The organism is Mycobacterium sp. 23 (genome assembly GCF_048287075.1).
GTDB lineage: Bacteria > Actinomycetota > Actinomycetes > Mycobacteriales > Mycobacteriaceae > Mycobacterium > Mycobacterium gordonae_B.
Genome location: NZ_JBLVUX010000005.1, coordinates 2087383 through 2106208, shown reverse-complemented (window position 1 = coordinate 2106208; position 18826 = coordinate 2087383). Strand labels below are relative to the sequence as shown.

Sequence of the window (18826 nt, the reverse complement as noted above, 5' to 3'; positions counted from 1 at the left end):
GCTTGCGGGCAGAATTGGTCACCATGGCCAACCCGCGAGCCGGTCAGCCGGCCCAGCCCGAAGACCTCGTCGACCTGCCGCACCTGGTGACGGCGTACTACACGATCACGCCCGACCCCGACGAAGTCGCACAACAGGTGGTGTTCGGCACCTCGGGTCATCGGGGTTCGGCGCTGAACGGTGCGTTCAACGAGGTGCACATCTTGGCGACCACCCAGGCGATCGTCGAGTACCGGGCGGCCCAGGGAACCACCGGGCCGTTGTTCATCGGCCGCGACACACATGGGTTGTCAGAGCCGGCCTGGGTGTCGGCGTTGGAGGTGCTCGCTGGCAACGACGTTGTGGCCGTTGTCGATTCGAGGGACCGCTATACGCCGACACCGGCGATAAGCCATGCCATCCTGACCTACAACCAGGGCCGCGCCGAGGGGCTGGCCGACGGGATTGTCGTCACGCCGTCACACAACCCGCCGGCGGACGGGGGCTTCAAGTACAACCCACCCAACGGCGGTCCCGCCGACAGTGCGGCGACCGGCTTGATTGCCAAGCGCGCCAACGAAATTCTGCGGGATTTGTCTTCGGTGCGGCGGGTGCCGTTGGCGCGGGCTCTGGGTCTGGTGCAGCGCCATGACTATCTGAGTGCCTATGTCGACGACCTGGTCAATGTGGTCGACATCGACGCGATCCGCGCGGCGGGTGTGTGCATCGGCGCGGATCCGTTGGGCGGGGCCAGCGTCGACTACTGGGCGGCTATCGCCGATCGGCACGGTCTGGACCTGACCGTGGTCAACCCGTTGGTCGACGCGACGTGGCGGTTCATGACGCTGGACCACGACGGCAAGATCCGGATGGATTGCAGCTCGCCGGACGCGATGGCGGGACTGATCGCCAACCGGGATCGGTACCAGATCGCCACCGGCAACGACGCCGACTCCGACCGGCACGGCATCGTCACTCCGGACGGGGGGTTGCTGAACCCGAACCACTATCTGGCGGTGGCGATCGACTATCTGTACACCCACCGGCCGTCGTGGCCTTCAGGAGTGGGCGTCGGCAAGACGGCGGTGAGTTCGTCGATCATCGACCGCGTGGTGGCCGGCATCGGCCGGGACCTGGTAGAGGTGCCGGTCGGATTCAAGTGGTTTGTCGACGGGCTGATCGGCGGCACCATCGGGTTCGGCGGTGAGGAGTCGGCGGGGGCGTCATTCCTGCGGCGCGACGGCTCGGTGTGGACCACCGACAAGGACGGGATCATCCTGGCGCTGCTGGCCTCGGAGATTCTGGCGGTGACGGGTCTGACGCCGTCGCAGCGGTATGCGCAGTTGACGGCGGCGTACGGGGCGCCGGTATACGCCCGGGTGGACGCGCCCGCCACCCGCGATCAGAAGGCCCGGCTGGCGCGGTTGTCAGCGTCGGAGGTGACCGCCACGTCGTTAGCGGGGGAGCCGATCGTGGCGAAGCTGACGGCGGCGCCGGGCAACGGTGCGCCGCTGGGTGGGCTGAAAGTGACCACGGCCAACGCGTGGTTCGCGGCGCGGCCGTCGGGGACAGAGGATGTGTACAAGATCTACGCCGAGTCGTTCCTCGGCGCGGAGCACCTGGCGGAAGTGCAGGCCGTGGCCCGGGAGCTGGTCAATTCCGTGATCGGGTAGCTTTTGGCGTCACATACGTCACACCAGTACCTTCTTTCAGGTGGTGGGATGTCTGCGGATTTGATATCGCCGGCGATATCACTGCGCTCAGCAGCGACTTTGAACGCGTGTGGCTGGTGGTGTAGCTTCGATGAGCACGACATCTTGGGGCTATGGCGCAGCTGGTAGCGCACCACACTGGCAGTGTGGGGGTCAGGGGTTCGAGTCCCCTTAGCTCCACCGAGAAATAGCAGGTCAGAGAGTTTCGCTGATTTTCCCGTCAACATAGCGGTCAACATCAGGCGTATTCTGCCTGCATGGCGACACTTCGACTGCGCACCCGCAAGGACGGTAGCTCCTATACGTCGGTGCTGTTCCGAGCCAATGGCAAGCAGTCGTCGCTGTCGTTCGACGACCACGTCAGGGCAGTCCGGTTTCAGGAATTGGTCAATCAGGTGGGCCCGGCCAAGGCCCTCGAGGTCATGGCTGTCACCGAACGTCAGGGCTTGTCGCTGACGGTCGAAGAATGGATCGACCATCACATTGACCACCTGACCGGCGTCGAGCCTGGGACCTTGCGCCGCTATCGGTCGTATCTAGCCAACGACATCGCGCCCGTGTTGGGTGTCATTCCGCTGGCGGCGTTGTCCCGTGACGACATCGCGCTGTGGGTGAATGCGATGTCGGAGGAAGGCGCGTCCGGCAAGACAATTGCTAACAAGCAGCGGTTCTTATCCGGGGCGATGAATGCTGCCGTTGCGGGCGGGCACATCGCTATGAATCCATGTCGTGGACTGCGGCTGCCTCGATGGGAGCGGCGGGAGATGGTGTTCCTGACCGAATCCGAGTTCGCCGTCCTTCGGAATGCTGTGACCGAGTATTGGCGGCCTCTGGTCACTTTCCTCGTTGCGTCCGGGGTTCGGTGGAGCGAGGCAACGGCATTGCGACCTGACGACGTTGACCGGGTGCAAGGCACTGTGCGGATATCCCGGGCCTGGAAGGCCGACGACGAGGGCGTCAGACTTGGACCTCCGAAGTCGGCTAAATCCGTGCGCACAATCAACGTCGCCGACAATGCCCTCGCGACGCTGGACTACTCCGGCTCGTGGCTCTTCACTAATCGGGTCGGGGACTATGTGCGCGCACAGGGCTTCACGCGGCGGGTGTGGGCCCCGGCTGTCAAGCGTGCGGCGCTTGGCAAGACACCTCGGATTCACGACCTGCGGCACACCTGTGCCTCGTGGATGATCGCTGACAACGTGCCGCTGGCTGTCGTACAGCAACATCTGGGACACGAGTCGATCGAGACGACCGTAGGGACGTACGGACATTTGGACCGGCGGAGCGCGCAGGCAGCCGCCAGTGCCATAAGCGCTCGGTTGGAGATTGGGCGTGCGTCGACCACGTGACGTCGCCTGTGCGGAAAATTGGTTCGCGAGCGATGTCGCGTTAAGCGAATCCAGGGCTTAGCGTAGATGCATGGAACTGTCGGCATCGATTGCGCTCTTGGGCAATCGATGTCATTCGGTTCGTGCAAGGACAGCTTGTCTCGCAACAGGTTTCATAAAGACACGGGATCCATCTTGACTGGGCCGCTGACATATGATCTTGCCGAGGCCGCCGAGCGAATCGGCGGCGTGTCGGAGAAATGGTTGGCCGCTCAACTGCGGGCGGGCAAGCTACAGGGGCGAAAAGTCGGTAGGAAGTGGCGGATGACCCTCGGCGACATCGAATCGGCGGTGGAAATGTTTCGTGTTGTGCCGCAAGATGTTTCGGCAGAGCAGTATCAGCCAGGCGAGGTGAAGTCGTCAGGCCTGACCCAAACCAGTCGTCGTCGCTTCGCGTCGTAGAAGCCAGTCGACGCACCGGGGGCTGCGCATGTTTTGATTTCGACATCAGAAACCCCGCCTTGCGGGCTTTGAGGGGACTGTGTGACTCAGCCCGCGTCGGCGTTCTGACTAAGTCGTTAGTCGGACGAGATTCGCACACTGAAGCGACATTCCCGTGCAGCTGCGCCCTCTGGCACCATTATCATTGATTCCTAGCAGGAGTTTGCACGTCCAACCCCGCGTACTTTGCCCACGATCGAAAATGACCGCCAACACTTCGCGTCGTTCCGTCGGTCCACTTTGAATGAGCGGCGCTCGCAATTGCCTGTCCCACATCCCGCGGCGAGCAACGCGGATTAGCCTCGATCGCGGCGAGGCCCTCCCGGCCGCCGGGCACACCGGCTAGCAGCTGTTGTAGATGGCCGGGGTTTACTTGCCCATCTTGCACGACTTCGGCGACGGCAAGCCGACATTTGCGATCCACCGATACACTGACCGCCCCGAGGGCTACCAAGGTGCCAAGGGCTTCCCGGTCTTTCGCGTGGCTGGGCATCTCAATCTCAACTTCTACCGAGAGCCGTTTCAACAATTCAATCGCGCGCCGGGGAGCGATATAGGGAACTCCTGCCCTCACACGCAATGGCGTCCGTTGGCCGAGTAAGCGGAGAGTCGGAGTAGATAAGCCCTCATTGGTCGGGGAATACTCGGTTCCCTGACGAATTACAAGACCCGCATACTCAAACCAGAATAGAAATGCTCGTGCGTACGCTATCCAAGAACTAGAAGCAACATCGACGGCGGGGAACGCGTTTGGTAGCTCTCTCGCAAAGCTATCGAGAGTTACTACATCGTCATTACGCTCAGCTAACGTCCGCAGAGTTGAATATGCGCGGTGCCTTCTGAGTGAGTCGGCAACGAGTCTCCGCATTGCAGACTCTCGGTCGCTTGAAGCTAGTACTTGCTCGACGAGTTTGACTCGATTCGGTTCCTGCGCAGTCACGCCGAGCAGCCGAAGTTCGCGGGACAGGTTAAAGATTGCACGGTCGCTGGTGCCGAGCTCAGTCTCAAGTCGTTGAACACTGATGTCCCCGCCCGCCGCGACCACTAAGGGAAGCAGCCTAGCAACACTACGGGGTGTCTGCCGAAGAATGTACGAGTCCTGAACAGGTATCCGTCCGGTATTGAGAAAGTCGCGAAAGGTGTCCCAATAGGTGTCGAGGCGGTCACCAACTTGGACCAATAGCCGCCGATCGACCAATGACTGAACTGGATCCGGGCCGAATCGTTCAGTAACTTCGCGGGCCGAAATTGGAGCATATCTCGCCACGTGGCGAACAACCTCGTGTTCTGTCGGGTTGAGTTCCGCCAGGTCAGCCGAAAATAGACCAACAACGTTCAGCGATTCGGCCAGCAATTGTTCCTGTGTAGCACCCTCTCTTAGTTCTTTGAGTACATGGTCTGCAAGTTTTTTCAGTAGCCACGGTAGTCCCTGGCTGTACACGCGTAAGCGTGACCTCAAATCAGGCAATAGGCGCGTGAGCGCTTGATCAGCTAGACGCTTGAGCAGCACCGTCACTTCGCTGGGTCCAAATGTATCGATTACGACGACCGAACCTGCCGACCGGATATCATCACGTAATTTATAGGGGTGGTTTTCCGTCCAGCCCACCAAGTCGGTTTTCCAAGCAAACCCCACAATGAGAGGACCATCAATTTCCCGACAGCTAAGTGCCAGGTCCCTGAACGTACGGGTCAGTTCAGCATTGCTGAAAACGTTTTCGAATTGGTCGAAAAATATCAATAGTGGGCGATCGGTTTCTAGCCACTTAGCTTCGATCAGTGTAGCGACAGCACTGTCGAGACTGGCCCAGCTAGCGTTACTCGGCAATTCAAGTATCCCCGCAGCGTGCGCTTCGGTACCAGTCTTCCGCAGGACCTCTACCACGTACCTAGGTTGATCAGCCGTTCTTGTATCGAGAACGATCCCTACCCCGCTAACTCGCCTGACAAGGTCTTGCATTTTAAGGGCTAGACTTGACTTGCCCCAACCTGATTGCGCATTTAGGACGACGATGCTCCCAGTCTCGGCGGTCAAAAACCCGCGCAGACGATCCACCGCAATGCGCCGACCAACAAAATACTTCGGCGACGCTGGCAACTGATACTCAAAATCAGAGGTCGATCCTGCAACTTGCGCTAGAAGCACATTCTCTGTCTGAGGAGTGAGCGAACTCACCGGAGGTGGGCCGCCACCTCCCACATCAAGAACCGAAAGCCCGGTTGAATATTCGGACGCGCGCATCAACTCGATTACCGAATTGGGGACTTCGCCTTCACTGCTCCACATCCCAACATTTAACGGAGTGCGTTCGACGGGATCCAAGACTATCGCAGCTGCAAAAACACCAGACTCCGTAATTACTACAGTGAAATCGCTAGTATCCGCAGTCGATGGAGGCTGCTGGACTATTAACCCAGCTTGCTTCAAGGCAGCAGCGATTGCATTACCGCTTAAGTATTGAAAATTGTTGTCGTTGCGGGTGATTTCTTGCGCCTTCTCTTCACCCTCCGGCGTCAGCCGTGGTAAAGCGCACATCAATCCGAATGCCTGCGGATCTTCGAAACGTTCAATTATCAGCTTGCCGTAGAAGTTTGTCAGCTCGGCAGCCCTGACATTTCGACTGAATGCCTTACATTCAGCGATCGCGGTACCGCGAGTGAGCTTGTGTTTTGCCTTGACGTCAAGCTCGATTCCGTCGGAGGTGACGTTGAGGTTCTGGGTTTGAGGTTCCTCAAAGCCGAACTGATTGGCCAGCAGATTCGCAATGAAGCGCTCGAACAACTCGCCTTTAGCCTTGTTTGTAGAGGAGGGCGGCAAGACGAGCACCTGTGCATCCTGGACTGCCAGTGACTTCATGCGGCTACCGTACGTGCTTCGTTTCAGCGGGACCACCAACGATCGACTACCTCAGCTCAGCTACATGCCTCTCCGACGCTTACACTCACGGGTTGGTTCCACATCTGATCGGCAGCATTGCTTCAGGGCTTTGAACGGACAGAACGCCGGGCAGAGTGTTTCCACGCGAGACTTTAGACATGCATCGATGTCCGCCCCCGCACGGATTTGCAGACGCTCGACCAGGCTGTGCTCCAGCGTTCGAGTCCATCTTCTACAACTCCAGTCCGCGATCGCTACGGTCGATGTGGCGGCCTGGGGTGGTGAGGTTGTCGATGTGAGCGGCGGCTTGGGCGATGGCACGCAGGCGGCCGAGGATCTGGGTGCGCTGGCGTAGTAGTTCGATGGCCTGGTCGCGCAGGGTGCTGGTTGCGTTGGTGGTGGCGAGGTGGTGTTCGGCGCGTTCGAGTGCGGTGCGTTGTTGCGGGTTTGGGTCGGGTTCGGGTGTGCCGAGTTGGTGGGCGGTGGTGGAGTTGTGGTGGAGCGCGGCGAGCAGGGTGTGGGCGGGTTGGTAGTGGTGGTCGGCGGCGGTGGTGATGAGGATGAGTTTGGTGTTGGTCGTCGCGGCGGCGTTGGTGAGCCAGTGCAGGTTTTCGGTGCTGAGGTGGTCGGCGTCGTCGATGACGATCAGGCTGCCCAGAGGAAGTTTCAGGGGCGTCTTGCCCAGTGTGGTGCGGGCGCTGTCGATGTGGCCGCTGGCGTCGGCGTAGGGGTGTTGGGCGGCGTAGTCGCGGGCTGCCGGGCTGGCGGTCAGGGCGAGCACGCCTTGGTCGTGGTGGTGTGCGGTAGCCACCAGCGCGGCCAAGGCACCGTGCTTGTCGGCGCCGGGGTGCAGGTGCAGTGCTTGCACGGTGTGGATGTTGGCGGTAATCGCGGTAACGACGCGGCGGTGGGTGTCGTCAAGATCGGCCACTGCGGTCTCGGGTGGGTAGTAGAGGGCTCCGGGGCTGACGGTGCTGGCGGCCTGCAGGAAGGCGACCTCGGCGCGTAATGCGTTGATGTCGGTGGCGAGATCGTAGGTGTGGGTGGGGCTTTGGGCTAGGGCGCGGGCCGCAGCAGCTTCGGCGCGGCAGAGTTGGTCGTCGAGGGTGCGAGCGTGTCGGCGGGCGTCGTTGAGCGTGGCGGTGTCGGCGGTGATGGCCTCGCTGCGGCGGGTGTGGATGTGGTGTTCGGTGACGATTCCTGCGGGGCCGCCGGCGGCGTCGAGCAGGGCAGTGCGGGCGTCGTCGAGGCGGGTGCGTGCGGTGGCCAGGGCAGCGTTGATGCGCTCGGTGTTGTGGGTGACCTGGTCGTGGTGGGCGCGGTAGCGCGCGACGGCGCCGTCATCGCCGCGGTGAGTCGCCGCGGTGATCACCGCGTCGAGCTGGTCGAGCAGCTGGGCGTGCAGCGCGGCGGCATCTTCGGCCTGCACCCACCGAGTGTGGGCGTGGGTCAGCGCCTCGTGCAGGGGCCGCTGGTGGTGGTAACGGCGGCCCAAGTCGGCGAGGTGGGCGGCGGCGGCGTGTTCGGCGGGTCCACCGCCCCCGCCGAGGATGGCTTTTTCCAGTTCGCGGACACGGCGATAGGCGGCGTCGCGCCGCGCGCGCAATGCCGGGATGTCGGTGGTCTGGGCCTGCTGAGCAGCCAGAGGCCGGTGGTGGGGGAGGTCGTCGAAGTCCAGACCGGCGAGGTCCTCCTCGGCAAAGCTGTAGGGGTAGTCATACGGGTCGGGTGGCGGCTCTGCGAGGTCCTCGTTGTGGCTGTAGTCGCCGGTGGCGTTGTCGAGGTCGAGATGGTCTCCCACCGCGGGATTGTGGGGGGCCTGGGCGGGGTGCGGAATATCGCGGTCGAGGGTGGCGGCGTGGTGGGTGAGCAGTTCGACGCGGTAGGTCAGCAGGCGCGCGTATTGGTCGGGGCGCAGCGGGTGCTCGGCGTTGATGTCGTGCAGGTGTTCGGAAGCGGCGGCGAGCAGATCAGCCGGGGGCCAGTCCGAGGCTGCCACCGCGGCGACTAGCGATGGCCAGGCGTGGTCGGTGATGATCGCTTCGGCGACGACGGTGCCGAACAGGGCGTGCAGCGCCGCGGTCCAGGCCGGTCGCAGGGTGGTGTCGGCGCGATCTAGCGATGGTGGTGCCAGGGTGCCGGCCAGGCGCCACCACAGGGCTGCGGCGGGCATTTCGGCGGGCAGGGGGCCGTGTCTGGTGATGGCCTCGCGCAGGAGGGTGTCGATGTCGGCGCCGGCGTGGGCGGCGTCGCCCAGGTGGGTGGCTAGGCGCGGCCAGAAGGGGTCCGCAGTGATGTTTCGGTCATGGTTTTCGGCGAGCTGGCGCCAGCGTGCGGCGTCGGTGTTGGCCCGAGTGAGGGCGGCGTCGAAGCGGGCGTTGATGAGGTGTTGGAAGACCTTGGAGCGGTTGGGGTGTTGTTCGGGGCCGGTGATGCGGGTGTCGGCGGGATCGACGCCGTGGGCGGCGCGAAAGACGGCGATTTCGGCCATCAGCGCGGTGCGTTGACCGAGCAGTGGGCGTGCCCAGGCCGGTGCGGTGGCAGGCTCCCACGCGCGGGCGGTGGCGCGTACGGCGTCGGCGAGTTCGGTGACCAGTTCGGCTCGCGCGGCGAGGTAGGGACCCCATTGGGGGTGGGTGTGTAGGGCTAGGGGTGTGGGGTGCAGCCAGCGCAGCGGGGCGGGTTGCGCCGCAGACGATTCGCCGCAGATAGGCAGGCGCCAGTCCAACACGGCGGCGGGGTCGATCACGTCACCGAGTCCGGTGGCCGCGGCTTCGTGCAGGGCGGCGACGGGGTCGGCTCCGCTCAGGGCGAGCAGGGCCAGGTTGCGGCGCAGCACCGGCCACCCGGGGGCCTCGGTGACACGGGTCCCCAGCCTGGCGGCGGCGGCGTCGATGGCGGCCATGGCGGTGGTGCCGGCGTGGTGTTCGGCGCCCGCTGAGAGCGCATCGGCGTACATGGCGGCGGCGTGGTGCAGGCGGGTGAACGGGTCGGTGTCGAGGGCGTGGGCGGTGTAGGCGGAGGTTTGGGCGCCGTCGCGGCCCAGGATGGCGGTGAGGATGTCGACGGCGGTCGGCGGGTGGGTGGCTTTGGGGGCCAGGATGCGGTGCGGGTCGGATTCTGCGGTGGAGCCGTAGAAGTGGTTTTCGGTGCGTCCGCGGGTGGCGGCGACGTAGAACTGTTGGCGGGTCAGCCGGTCGGAAATGACGGTGTGGCAGGTGCCTTCGATGGCGCGCCCGCCCGCGGTCATGCCTTGAGCGGCGTCGATGGTGCAGGCGTATCCGAGGGTGGTGTGGGTGGTGACGTAGTGGGCGGGTAGCCGTACCGGGGTGGCGGTGCCGCGCAGCGGGACGACGGTCAGCGAGCCGTCGTTGTGCACGGCGCGAATGGTCCAGCGGTGGCCGTTTTTGACCCAGCCGCCGCGGCTGGTGGTGGGTATCCAGCGGGCGTTTTTGCGGGTGGCGATGGTGTCGCCGGCTGAGGCGGTCAGGCCGTCGGCCAACGTGACGGTCGCCGAGGCTGATGGCGGGCTGGCGGCGGCGCTGGTAGCGGTGAGTCGGTCCAGGCGGGCACGTTCGTTGAGTTGGGCGACCAGCTCGTTGGTGGGAGCCAGCAGGATAGAGTCGCGGCCGGCGGCTCGGTCGGCGGCCCACGCGTGGTAGGCCATGTCCGCGGCGTGTTGGTCGGCGCCGACGTGGACACGCCCGTGGTCGATGTAGAAGCCGATGCCGGCGGGGTCGCCGGCGCGGATTGCGAGGCTGGCGGCGGCTTCGGCTTGCCCTGTTTGGGCGTGGGTGAAGCGTACGACGGTGCTCAAGGTGACCGCGTTGTGCCGGCCGGCCAGATCGCGCAGCACACCGCCGGCCGAAATCGATGCCAGTTGTTGGTCGTCGCCGATCAGGCGCACGCTGGCCCCTCGGGCCAGTGCATGAGTAATGACGGTGTCCAGGTCGGCAGTCGAGGCCATGCCGGCCTCATCGACGATCAGCAGCGTCTGCGCATTGATGGTGTCGAACCACCGGAGGGCGGGGTCGTCGTGGGGGGCTTGGGGTTGGTTTGCGCGGGTGCCGGTGAGCTGCACCAGTTTAGCGATGGTGTCGGTGCATGAGCCGAGGTCTTCGGCCAGAATTTCGGCCGCTCCGGCGGTGGGGGCCAGTCCGATGACGGTGCCGCCACTGCCCCGCCAGGCCGCGGCCAGGGCGGCCATCGCGGTGGTTTTCCCGGTGCCCGCCGGTGCCAGCGCGAGCTGCACACGTGCCCCGGAGGTGGCCATTTCGCGCACGAGTGCGGCCTGCCCATCGTTAAGGGGAAGGCCGGTGTTGGCGTGGGCTTCTAGCAGGGCCAGACCGATGCTGTCGGCGTCGACGACGCGGCCGTCGGTGCGAGCTGCAGCGGCCAGGATGCGCCGCTCGGCGGCCATGATGGCCTCGCTGCTGTAGAGGGTCGAGTCGTGACGGGTGTAGACGCTGGCGCCGTCAGCGCGGCGCAGGGCAGCAGGTTCGTTTTTGTCGGTGTCGGCGCGGCTGGTCAGAATCAGACTGTGCTCGCCGAGGGCGTCAGCGACGATGCGGTCGACGAGCTCGGGTCCGCCGGGGTGATCGGCGTAGCGCAGCTGGCGTTGGGCTTCGGCGCGCACATGGTTGATGGTCCAGGTGGCCCGATGCCCAGAGACGGTGTCGATGACGCGAGCGGCCTGCTGGTGCACCCAGGTGTCGGTGACGTTGATCTGTGGTGGCGGTGAGTGATTGGTGATCGCGGCGACCATGTTGCTCAGCGCGCGCTGGCTGCCCAGGACCTCAACGGCTTGCACGCGCCAGGTGTGGCGCTGCTCGGCCAGCGAGCGGGGTTCATGTTTGGCTTGGCGGGTTTGCAGGGTTGCTTGCTGGGTCAGGGCGAGCATCTCTACGGTGGTGGGTTCGCGGCCGTGTTCGGTCTGGAATTGTTTGGCCAGCTCGCCCACACGGTGGTCGATGGCGGCGCTGCGTGAGGAGTACTTCTCGAGTAATTCGGCCGGGATGCCGTCGATTTCACGGATCGGTCGTTTACCACGTTTGGCCCCGCGGGCGGTGAACCGCACCCGTAGTTTTTCGACCAGCAACGCTTCGATGCGGGTGTTGTAGAACTCCGAGGCCGCGACCGCGGCGCGGTGCAGGGTGGCGCCGTCCAGGGCCCGCCAGCGGCCTATTCCGTCGGGGCCAATGACGTGGACTTTGTTACTGAGGGCGGCGTGGGTGTGCAGGTTGGGATCCCCGGCGCGGGAGTCGCGGTGATCGAAGGCGGCCACGATCAGTCCGGCGGTGTCGACCTGGGCGATGCCACCGGCTCCCATGCGGGAAAAGGCGGCGTGCTTTTCGAGGAATCCGACGGTTTCAGCGACCGCCTGGTGGTGGCAGTCTTCGACCGCGGTGGAGATTGGCGGTGCGCCGATGGCCCACAGCGCGGAGACCGATTTGACCGGGGTAAAGGTGAGGTCGTAGCCGGCGATCGCGGTCGATGCGGCGCGGGAGTTGGCGGCGATGAACCCGGAGAGTTCCCGGGCGTCTGCCGGTGGGCGAGCGTAGGTTTCGGCGAACAATTCCTGTCCTACGGCGGTGCGCAGCCGGGCCCGGATATTGGGTTCGATGCTGGCCGAGGCGTCGGCGCCGATGGTGTGGTTGTAGTCGCGGTAGGTCTGGCGCAACCGGGTCAGGAAGCGGTTTTCGGTGCCGTGAACACCGAAGGGCCGGCCCAGCCGCGCGGCCATCCTGGCTCCGGCCGCACCGGCGCCCAGGGTGGTCAGAAGGCGGGTGATCTGTGCGGCGTTGGGGTGCAGGCCCTCCCCGAACAGCGCCTTCATCTGCGCTTCGCTGACCTGCGAACCAGCCGGCACGCCCCAGTATTTGGCGACCAGCGGATCGCAGGCGTAGCGGGCCAGCGGAGTGCCCAGTGCTGCCAGTCCGCGCCCCATCCACCGGCCCGGGGATTCGCCTTTTTCGCTGTAGTACTGCGCCAGGGTGGGGCGGCCACGCTCGGTGGCGTCAGAGGCGGCGACTTGGCGGATCAAATAGAGATAGCCGTCGCCGGCGGTCAATTTGTGTAAGCCCATCACTGCGTCATCACCTGAACCTGAAATTAGGGGCGGCAAACTCCCCAGATAACGGCCGTGACCGAACCGTGACCCTGAGTGCAAGAGGTGTGATGTTCGGCGGGAGAGAGAAGTTAGGGCACCCTAAGTGCCGTTCGGGTGGGCGGTGACGGGTCGGGTGCGAAGCCCGGTGATGGGTGCGGTGCGGAAAGATTCTTGGCTTGCGTTGCGGCGCTGGGGGGTTGGTGGGGCTTAGCGTGTGATCCATGGCGAACACAGTGATCAGCAAGCAGGCCCGCCGCGCAGCGCGGCAGGCCGCCAGCGCCGCCCAGGACGACGTGGTGCGCCGCACTCGGGCCAACGTCGAGGATTTGGGAAGGTACTTCTCCGCCCGCGAGCGCCTCGAGGCCGTCGACGGGTGGCTTGCAGCGCGCCAGCAGGTGTTGCGCGAGGACGCCGAGCGCCGCCGCGACGCGCAGCGTGTGGTGTGCGGGCAGGCGCTGGCCGCGATGCGCGATCGGAGGGAAAGTCTGCGTGAGATCGCGCGGATGGCCAAGCTCTCCGAAAAGCAAGCCCGCGAACTGATTCGGGAAGCCGAGGCCGCCGCATCGAATGCCACGCTGCCGGCCGCGGACGACGCGGCGGTACCGACGGTCGCCGACCGGGTGGTCGGTGCTGACGAGGCCAGCGAGGGGCTGGCGGTGACGACCGGAGACGCGATCCAAAGCGGTGCCGCTGTAAAGCCGCTGGCGCCGTCATCGGCGTTGGCCTAAGGCGGCGGGGTCGGTGGGCGCGGCGATGTTTTGACGGCTCGCGTTCTGCTGTGAGGCAAGTTGACTCGCCGCTCATCGAGCAGGGCTAGAGAGTCGGCGGCGGTCTCCGGATAAACCTGACGGGTGTCTCCGTGTAGTGTGGCCGCACTCGCAGCGGCAGCCGCATCGATGCGGTCATCCTTGCGACGACCCCCCCGGGAGAGCCTCCCCACCCGGGCGGTGGCGGCCGTCAGAATGTCCATAACAACCTCACCGCGAGCCAGCAGCCACAACGCCAAATGGTGCTCGAGTCCGTCGGCGTGCTCGATTGCCCAGGTTCGCTCCGGCCACGCCCTCGCTCAGCCGATCAGTCTCTGGTATTCGGCCACCGATGCCTCAATACACACGATGGATTCCAGTGAACGTCGCGACACCGAGATTGTCCGGAGGTAGTGATGGGTAGAGGTCGGCGTCGCAGTTTCGTGGTGACGGAGAAGCAGCAGAAGTTCGCCCGGCTGATCGCGCAGGGCGTGGGAAATGCCGAGGCGTGCCGCCGAGTCCGAGTCGCGCGGAGTACGGGGATTTATCGGCGGCACGGGCGTACGGTCCGCAATACCGCTGGTGAGCGGGTGCATCATCCACCTGTGCATCAGCTCGCGCCGCCACGCGCCGCGCCATCCCCGGTACCTGTCTTTGGCGGAGAGAACGACGATCGCTGATCTGTGACGCGAGAAGAAGACGGTCAGCCAGATCGCTCGCGAGATCGGCCGTTCACAGTCGACGGTGAGCCGACAATTGCGTCGCAACGCCGATAGTTCCGGGCGATATCGGCCTGGTACTGCCGATCAACTCGCCGTCAGACGCCTGGGACGGCCACGTGCACGTCGCCTGGCTACCGACCTCGCATTACGCCAAGTGGTGGAGGAATTGCTTGGTAAGCGTTGGAGCCCAGAACAGGTCGCCCACGAGCTGTACGTGAGGTTTCCCGAGGCGCCGCGGCGACGATTGTGTTGCGAGTCGATCTATCAAGCGATCTACGATCCTGACCTGCCCTTGACGCGGCCGGCCAAGCGTCGGCGACGCTACCCGGCGGCGAAGGGTGCAGGGGCTGCTGCGGGTCGCCCGGTTGTCGGGGATGACGATGATTGCTGACCGCCCATCAGAGGTGGAAGACCGTGTCCAGGAGGGGCATTGGGAGGGTGACTGCATCATGGGTGCGGGGAATCCGGTCGGCGATCGCCACGCTGGTTGAGCGCCGCACCCGCTACCTGATCCTGATCGGCGCTTTTGACGGGCGGCCCACTGCCGTGGCGATGCTCGACCACATCGCATCCGCGTTGTTGTTCTTGCCCCCGCCGTTGCGCCGCACGCTGACCTGGGACCGGGGCAAGGAACTCGCGCATCACCCGGAGATCACCGAACGCACCGGCACACGAGTGTTCTTCTGCGACGCGCACTCTCCGTGGCAGCGCGGCAGTAACGAGAACATGAACGGCCTGCTCCGCGACTACTTCCCCGAAGGCGTTGACCTCAGTCATATTTCGGCGCGAGAGCTGCGCCAGCTAGCCGACGAGGTCAACGACCGCCCCCCGCAAGACTCTGGACTGGGCCAGACCAAAGGATCTGCTCACCCACATCGCGATGACCGATTTGCCCATCTGAGTACCGTCGTTCGCTCGGACGCCGACCGGTCACGTTAGCGCTGAGCCGGGGAAGCCGCGACACGGGTGGATCTCATAGGTGAACACCCCGGCGACCACGCCCGGGTCGGCGTCCATGATCCGTCGGGTCTTGTCCGGGTCGGTGGCGAACAGGGCGAACCCGGCGGGTCCTTCGGGTGAGGTGACCGGGACGATCACCGGGGCGATGCCGGCGTCCATCAGACCCATGTTGCGTCTGCCGTGCGCCCAGATGATGGGGTCGACTTGCGGCTGCACCAACCGATCGGTGGCGAGCAGGATGACCATGGTGTACGCCTTCGATTGGTTGAGTCTGCCGAGCATGGCGTCGTCGTCCACCCACGGCAGTGCCGGCGCGCCGCGCAGAGCGGCGGCAAGACCGTTCAGATTCCACCCCGACGACACGGCGTCGCGCATTCCTTCCCAGCCGTCGCCGTGGCGGTCGAGGTGGCGATGGGTGAGGACCACTCTGGTGCGCTCTGGGGTGACGCTGTCGAAGGTGATCTCGACCTCGCTGGCCTTGGCGGGATCCGTTTCGAGTTCCCACGAGGTGCTGATGTCCCACGAGAACACCACGCGACTCGGCGGGTCGTAGGCGAGGATGCGTGCCCACGCACACGTGGACCCGTCGGTGCCGTGGTCGACGATCTGTCCACCGACCCACGGCTGGAACTCCATCCGCGCCAACGGAGCCCGCAGGATGTGCTTGTCGGCGTCCCACCAGGTGCCGATTCCGATCGTGAAAACCTCGAACGCACGCGTCAGCGGGGCGTCTACCGTCGCCTCGACGCTAGTGGACGTTCGCGCGGTGTCGGTTGCGGGATTCGAAGTCATTCGTCCTCCTCGGGTGGTTTGGGGGCCGACCGGCGGTCACCGTCGGCGGGCTGGTCGGACGTGGATTCGGCGGCGAGGCGGAAGGCAATGAGCGACTGCTGCCAGAAGTCGTTGAACCAGTCCCGGACCGCAGCCAGGGCGTCGGGCTGCACGGCGTAGATCCGCCGCGTGCCCACGGAGCGGACGGCGACAAGACCGACGTCCTTCAACACCTTCAGGTGCTGTGAGACCGCCGGTCGGCTCACCGGAAGGGCGTCGGCGATCGCGCCCACCGCGGCCGGCCGCTCACACAAGAAGGCGACGATTGATCGCCGAGTCGGGTCGGCCATCGCCTCCACCATCGCGGCTCGGTTCAACATTCCGTTCGTCGTCACTTACGTAAGTGTGAACGAACGGAGTGTTGGTGTCAATCGAAGTCCGGCCTCCGCGGAGCGACGTGGGGTGGGCCAGGAGCCGACTCGCCGAGCAGGTCCCCGAACCCGAACGCTCCCGGACACGACGTTGGCGTCGTCCCCACGACAGGACATCCGAGTCAACTGGTACCGGCCTCCGTTGCCACGCTGGGCTGGTCCGTGCGACGACTCGAGGAGGTGGTACCCGTGAACGGTGTGACATGGGTGCTCCCTCGAGGGGTCGCGGTCGGGCGATAGGTCGTCCGGGAGCGCCGATCACAAAGGACTCCCCGAAAGGTACGACCATGCACGTCACTTCTACTGTGCGCCACGACGACAGTCTCCTCGTCCTCCTCGTCGAGCGTTCCTTCGTTCTCGGCGAGATTCCCGGGATTTCTCTGGACGCCGGAATCGGCTGGCTCGACGCCTGTTCCATTGATCCTGCTGGGCCAGCAAGGTGGGTTGGAGCAGATGTATCCGCGGCTTCTGCCGCGGGTACAAGCGTCTGCCCGCGACGGATTCGCCACCGCTGCTGTCGAGCTGCCCGGCAGCGGAACACGGCCCCCGATCGCGGGATTCGAACAGGCCCGCGCGGACCTCCGTGCGGTGGTGACGGGCGGTGCAACGCCGGACGCCGAGCTGATCGATCGGCTGATCCTGCCGCTGGTGGACCGAGCAGTTCCGGAATGGCGGTCGGCGCTCGACACGCTGCTTGAGCTTCCCGAGCTGCGTGAACCGGTGGGCATCTCGGGTGGCTTCATTTCGATCGCGGTGCGGATGGCGCGCGTGATCAGCGGATCGCCGCGGCCAACTTGTTCGCCGGCAGCTTCGTCCCGCAATCCATCATCGCGGAGGCCCGCGAGATCACGATCCCGCTGCATGTCCTGCTTCAGTGGGACGACGCGGCCAATCACCGGCAGGTGTCGCTCGACCTGTTCGACGCATTCGGATCGGCGGAAAAGACGCTGGTCGCCAACATGGGCGGACACACCGGTGTTCCGCCCTGGGCAGCCAAGGAAGCCGGACGATTCTTCATTAGACACCTCCGCCCGTACGTTGGATAAGCGGGGAGTACTTCAGCGCCGATAGCGTTCCATTGAGTGGTGGCCTTCGCGCCGTCCCACCGAGCGATCGGAAAACCCAGTCCCGCGCGGAAAAATCTGACCGCGAGTTACTCGCGGTAGCGGCCGGCGCTCCACGATCACTACCTCCAGCTCAACCCGAACCTGCACCGGCGACACGGTCGTCGAGCACGAGCAACAAAAGTCTCCGGCAGCCCCCCAACCCGACTAACGTCCCACCCATACCTTTGCGACGTTCACTGGATTCCGCCCACCGACCCGACATCGCAGTTGGTGGCTGGGTCCAAGGCAGTAGCGGTGTGACTGGACTTGTGCGGATCGATGCCAATGACGATCATGGTTGCGGGTTCCCTTCATTGATGTGATGTGGGGAATCCGCGGCGGACAATCCGACTTCAAGTACCTTTCACAACAGCTCATGGTCATGCCTCTCTTCAGTCACGCCGCGAACGCAGACCGAAGGGGTGACACCCCCACCAGGGTCAACCCGCACTTGCGGGTGAGAGGAATTTCGCGAGTCATTCCTCCGGCCTGCTACGACACGCTGTGGGCTGGCAATCTCATTCGCCGTCCCGTGACACCCATGCAAGTCGGAATTACGTGGCGGCGGGTGAGGAATTACGTAACGTACAACCCCTCAAATCTGGGGAAAACGTGACCGCTGACAATTAAATGGTGGCGGTTCTTTTTTTATCACCCACTTTCATGCTCGCTGGTTGACCGGCGGTGATCAGACGCGCGATGGCCGCTAGGTCTTGCCGGTACGCCTTCATGGTGTGCGCGGAGGGCTTGCGAATCTGGCGATCAAGCAGAAAGCCGTTGAACCAATCGGGGTTTCGCTCAGATTCCGCCGGTCCCACGGCGGATCGCGTTTCGTCGCTGAGGGGAACCCGCGTGGTATCACGACCTTCCTATTTTGGCCGTGATTCGGCGAAGCCGGTGGTCGCTACTTACGTACTGCTACTGGTGAAGGCAAGCCGCGTTACGGGTTGTCCGGTTATCGCGGCGATGGTGTCGAAGTCTTTGTCGACGTGCAGGACGGTCAATCGTGCCAGCTCGGCGGTGGCCGCGATGACGAGATCGGGGATCGACGGCCCCCGGTGTTGGCCGCGATCGGCCAGCAGCAGCTGGACTTGCAATGCACGGTCTTCAATTTTCGGCGTCAGGTACTCGACTGGCATTGCAGCCAAGGGGGATTCGCGGAACTCTCGTCGAGCGACGTCACCGGACTGAGCCGAATACCCGATTTCTAGACGGGTCAGATTGCTGATGTGGACTAGTCCGCGCTCGATTCGATTGCTCCAGATTTCCGGCTCGTGGCTGTGCGCGAGGCGCGCCAGGGCCGATTTGTCGATCAGCCATGACGCTTCCGTCATTGCCAGGCCTGGTTCATCAGGTCGTCCTCGGCCAGGCCCGCAAGGTTGCGCCCCATCCGATGGAGGTCTTCGTGGGTGACCGACACACGTGGCGCGCGAGCGTCTTGAGCAAGGCGACGGCGAATGTACTCAACGCGCGATAAGCCCAACTCGGCAGCTCGCGCATCGAGCCCAGCGAGCACATCGTCAGGAACATCGCGGATCAGCACGTCGCTCACCACACCATGATATCACCCGATATCGGCGAGC

General features: G+C 64.4%; 12 protein-coding genes, 1 tRNA gene and 2 pseudogenes. 8 read left to right on the top strand and 7 right to left on the bottom strand.

The features are described from left to right. Window positions 1-23 precede the first annotated feature (23 nt). From pgm to ACNQS7_RS10615, 4 genes are all read left to right on the top strand, one after another. On the top strand, window positions 24-1652 hold the full coding sequence (gene pgm, locus ACNQS7_RS10630) for a phosphoglucomutase (alpha-D-glucose-1,6-bisphosphate-dependent) (RefSeq protein WP_418012467.1): 1629 nt from the start codon (window positions 24-26) through the stop codon (window positions 1650-1652). Between the two features lie 146 nt (window positions 1653-1798). Beyond that, window positions 1799-1871, top strand: a tRNA-Ala gene (locus ACNQS7_RS10625). A 77-nt stretch (window positions 1872-1948) separates the two neighbouring features. Further along, window positions 1949-3040, top strand: a complete 1092-nt coding sequence (locus ACNQS7_RS10620; RefSeq protein ID WP_033719368.1) for a tyrosine-type recombinase/integrase — start codon at window positions 1949-1951, stop codon at window positions 3038-3040. A 174-nt stretch (window positions 3041-3214) separates the two neighbouring features. After that, on the top strand, window positions 3215-3481 hold the full coding sequence (locus ACNQS7_RS10615) for a helix-turn-helix domain-containing protein (protein ID WP_033719434.1): 267 nt from the start codon (window positions 3215-3217) through the stop codon (window positions 3479-3481). Window positions 3482-3662: 181 nt separating this feature from the next. Here the strand turns inward: ACNQS7_RS10615 and ACNQS7_RS10610 are convergent, their stop codons facing one another. After that, a complete protein-coding gene (locus tag ACNQS7_RS10610) occupies window positions 3663-6377 on the bottom strand; it encodes a hypothetical protein (RefSeq protein ID WP_131808357.1) in 2715 nt (904 codons plus the stop codon). A 253-nt stretch (window positions 6378-6630) separates the two neighbouring features. Further along, a complete protein-coding gene (gene mobF, locus ACNQS7_RS10605; protein WP_033718006.1) occupies window positions 6631-12483 on the bottom strand; it encodes a MobF family relaxase in 5853 nt (1950 codons plus the stop codon). Between the two features lie 245 nt (window positions 12484-12728). On the opposite strand from mobF, the gene ACNQS7_RS10600 reads away from it, so the two are divergent. Continuing rightward, window positions 12729-13235: a hypothetical protein gene (locus ACNQS7_RS10600; protein ID WP_050594517.1), complete on the top strand. Its 507-nt coding sequence runs from the start codon at window positions 12729-12731 to the stop codon at window positions 13233-13235. On the opposite strand, the gene ACNQS7_RS10595 is transcribed toward ACNQS7_RS10600, so the two are convergent. Further along, on the bottom strand, window positions 13232-13543 hold the full coding sequence (locus ACNQS7_RS10595) for a hypothetical protein (RefSeq protein WP_336242252.1): 312 nt from the start codon (window positions 13541-13543) through the stop codon (window positions 13232-13234). The genes ACNQS7_RS10600 and ACNQS7_RS10595 overlap by 4 nt on opposite strands. 409 nt (window positions 13544-13952) lie before the next feature. On the opposite strand from ACNQS7_RS10595, the pseudogene ACNQS7_RS10590 reads away from it, so the two are divergent. After that, window positions 13953-14366: pseudogene (locus ACNQS7_RS10590) on the top strand (hypothetical protein); the annotation flags it as partial. A 47-nt stretch (window positions 14367-14413) separates the two neighbouring features. Next, window positions 14414-14914: an IS30 family transposase gene (locus ACNQS7_RS10585; protein WP_158006314.1), complete on the top strand. Its 501-nt coding sequence runs from the start codon at window positions 14414-14416 to the stop codon at window positions 14912-14914. On the opposite strand, the gene ACNQS7_RS10580 is transcribed toward ACNQS7_RS10585, so the two are convergent. Beyond that, complete coding sequence (locus tag ACNQS7_RS10580) at window positions 14906-15727, bottom strand: SRPBCC family protein (protein WP_071321481.1); 822 nt, start codon at window positions 15725-15727, stop codon at window positions 14906-14908. The genes ACNQS7_RS10585 and ACNQS7_RS10580 overlap by 9 nt on opposite strands. Then, window positions 15724-16101: an ArsR/SmtB family transcription factor gene (locus ACNQS7_RS10575; protein ID WP_306255285.1), complete on the bottom strand. Its 378-nt coding sequence runs from the start codon at window positions 16099-16101 to the stop codon at window positions 15724-15726. Before ACNQS7_RS10575 ends, ACNQS7_RS10580 begins: the two co-directional genes overlap by 4 nt. Before the next feature lie 323 nt (window positions 16102-16424). On the opposite strand from ACNQS7_RS10575, the pseudogene ACNQS7_RS10570 reads away from it, so the two are divergent. Continuing rightward, a pseudogene (locus ACNQS7_RS10570) lies at window positions 16425-17183 on the top strand (alpha/beta hydrolase). A 968-nt stretch (window positions 17184-18151) separates the two neighbouring features. On the opposite strand, the gene ACNQS7_RS10565 reads toward ACNQS7_RS10570, so the two are convergent. Next, window positions 18152-18577: a PIN domain nuclease gene (locus tag ACNQS7_RS10565; protein WP_033718005.1), complete on the bottom strand. Its 426-nt coding sequence runs from the start codon at window positions 18575-18577 to the stop codon at window positions 18152-18154. After that, complete coding sequence (locus tag ACNQS7_RS10560; RefSeq protein WP_033718008.1) at window positions 18574-18795, bottom strand: FitA-like ribbon-helix-helix domain-containing protein; 222 nt, start codon at window positions 18793-18795, stop codon at window positions 18574-18576. Before ACNQS7_RS10560 ends, ACNQS7_RS10565 begins: the two co-directional genes overlap by 4 nt. Window positions 18796-18826 lie beyond the last annotated feature (31 nt).

Excerpts from the sequence above, each read along its gene's own strand:
- mobF (WP_033718006.1), bottom strand. The coding sequence starts at position 12,483 with ATGGGCTTACACAAATTGACCGCCGGCGACGGCTATCTCTATTTGATC.
- pgm (WP_418012467.1), top strand. The coding sequence starts at position 24 with ATGGCCAACCCGCGAGCCGGTCAGCCGGCCCAGCCCGAAGACCTCGTC.
- ACNQS7_RS10600 (WP_050594517.1), top strand. The coding sequence starts at position 12,729 with ATGGCGAACACAGTGATCAGCAAGCAGGCCCGCCGCGCAGCGCGGCAG.
- ACNQS7_RS10580 (WP_071321481.1), bottom strand. The coding sequence starts at position 15,727 with ATGACTTCGAATCCCGCAACCGACACCGCGCGAACGTCCACTAGCGTC.
- ACNQS7_RS10565 (WP_033718005.1), bottom strand. The coding sequence starts at position 18,577 with ATGACGGAAGCGTCATGGCTGATCGACAAATCGGCCCTGGCGCGCCTC.
- ACNQS7_RS10610 (WP_131808357.1), bottom strand. The coding sequence starts at position 6,377 with ATGAAGTCACTGGCAGTCCAGGATGCACAGGTGCTCGTCTTGCCGCCC.
- ACNQS7_RS10620 (WP_033719368.1), top strand. The coding sequence starts at position 1,949 with ATGGCGACACTTCGACTGCGCACCCGCAAGGACGGTAGCTCCTATACG.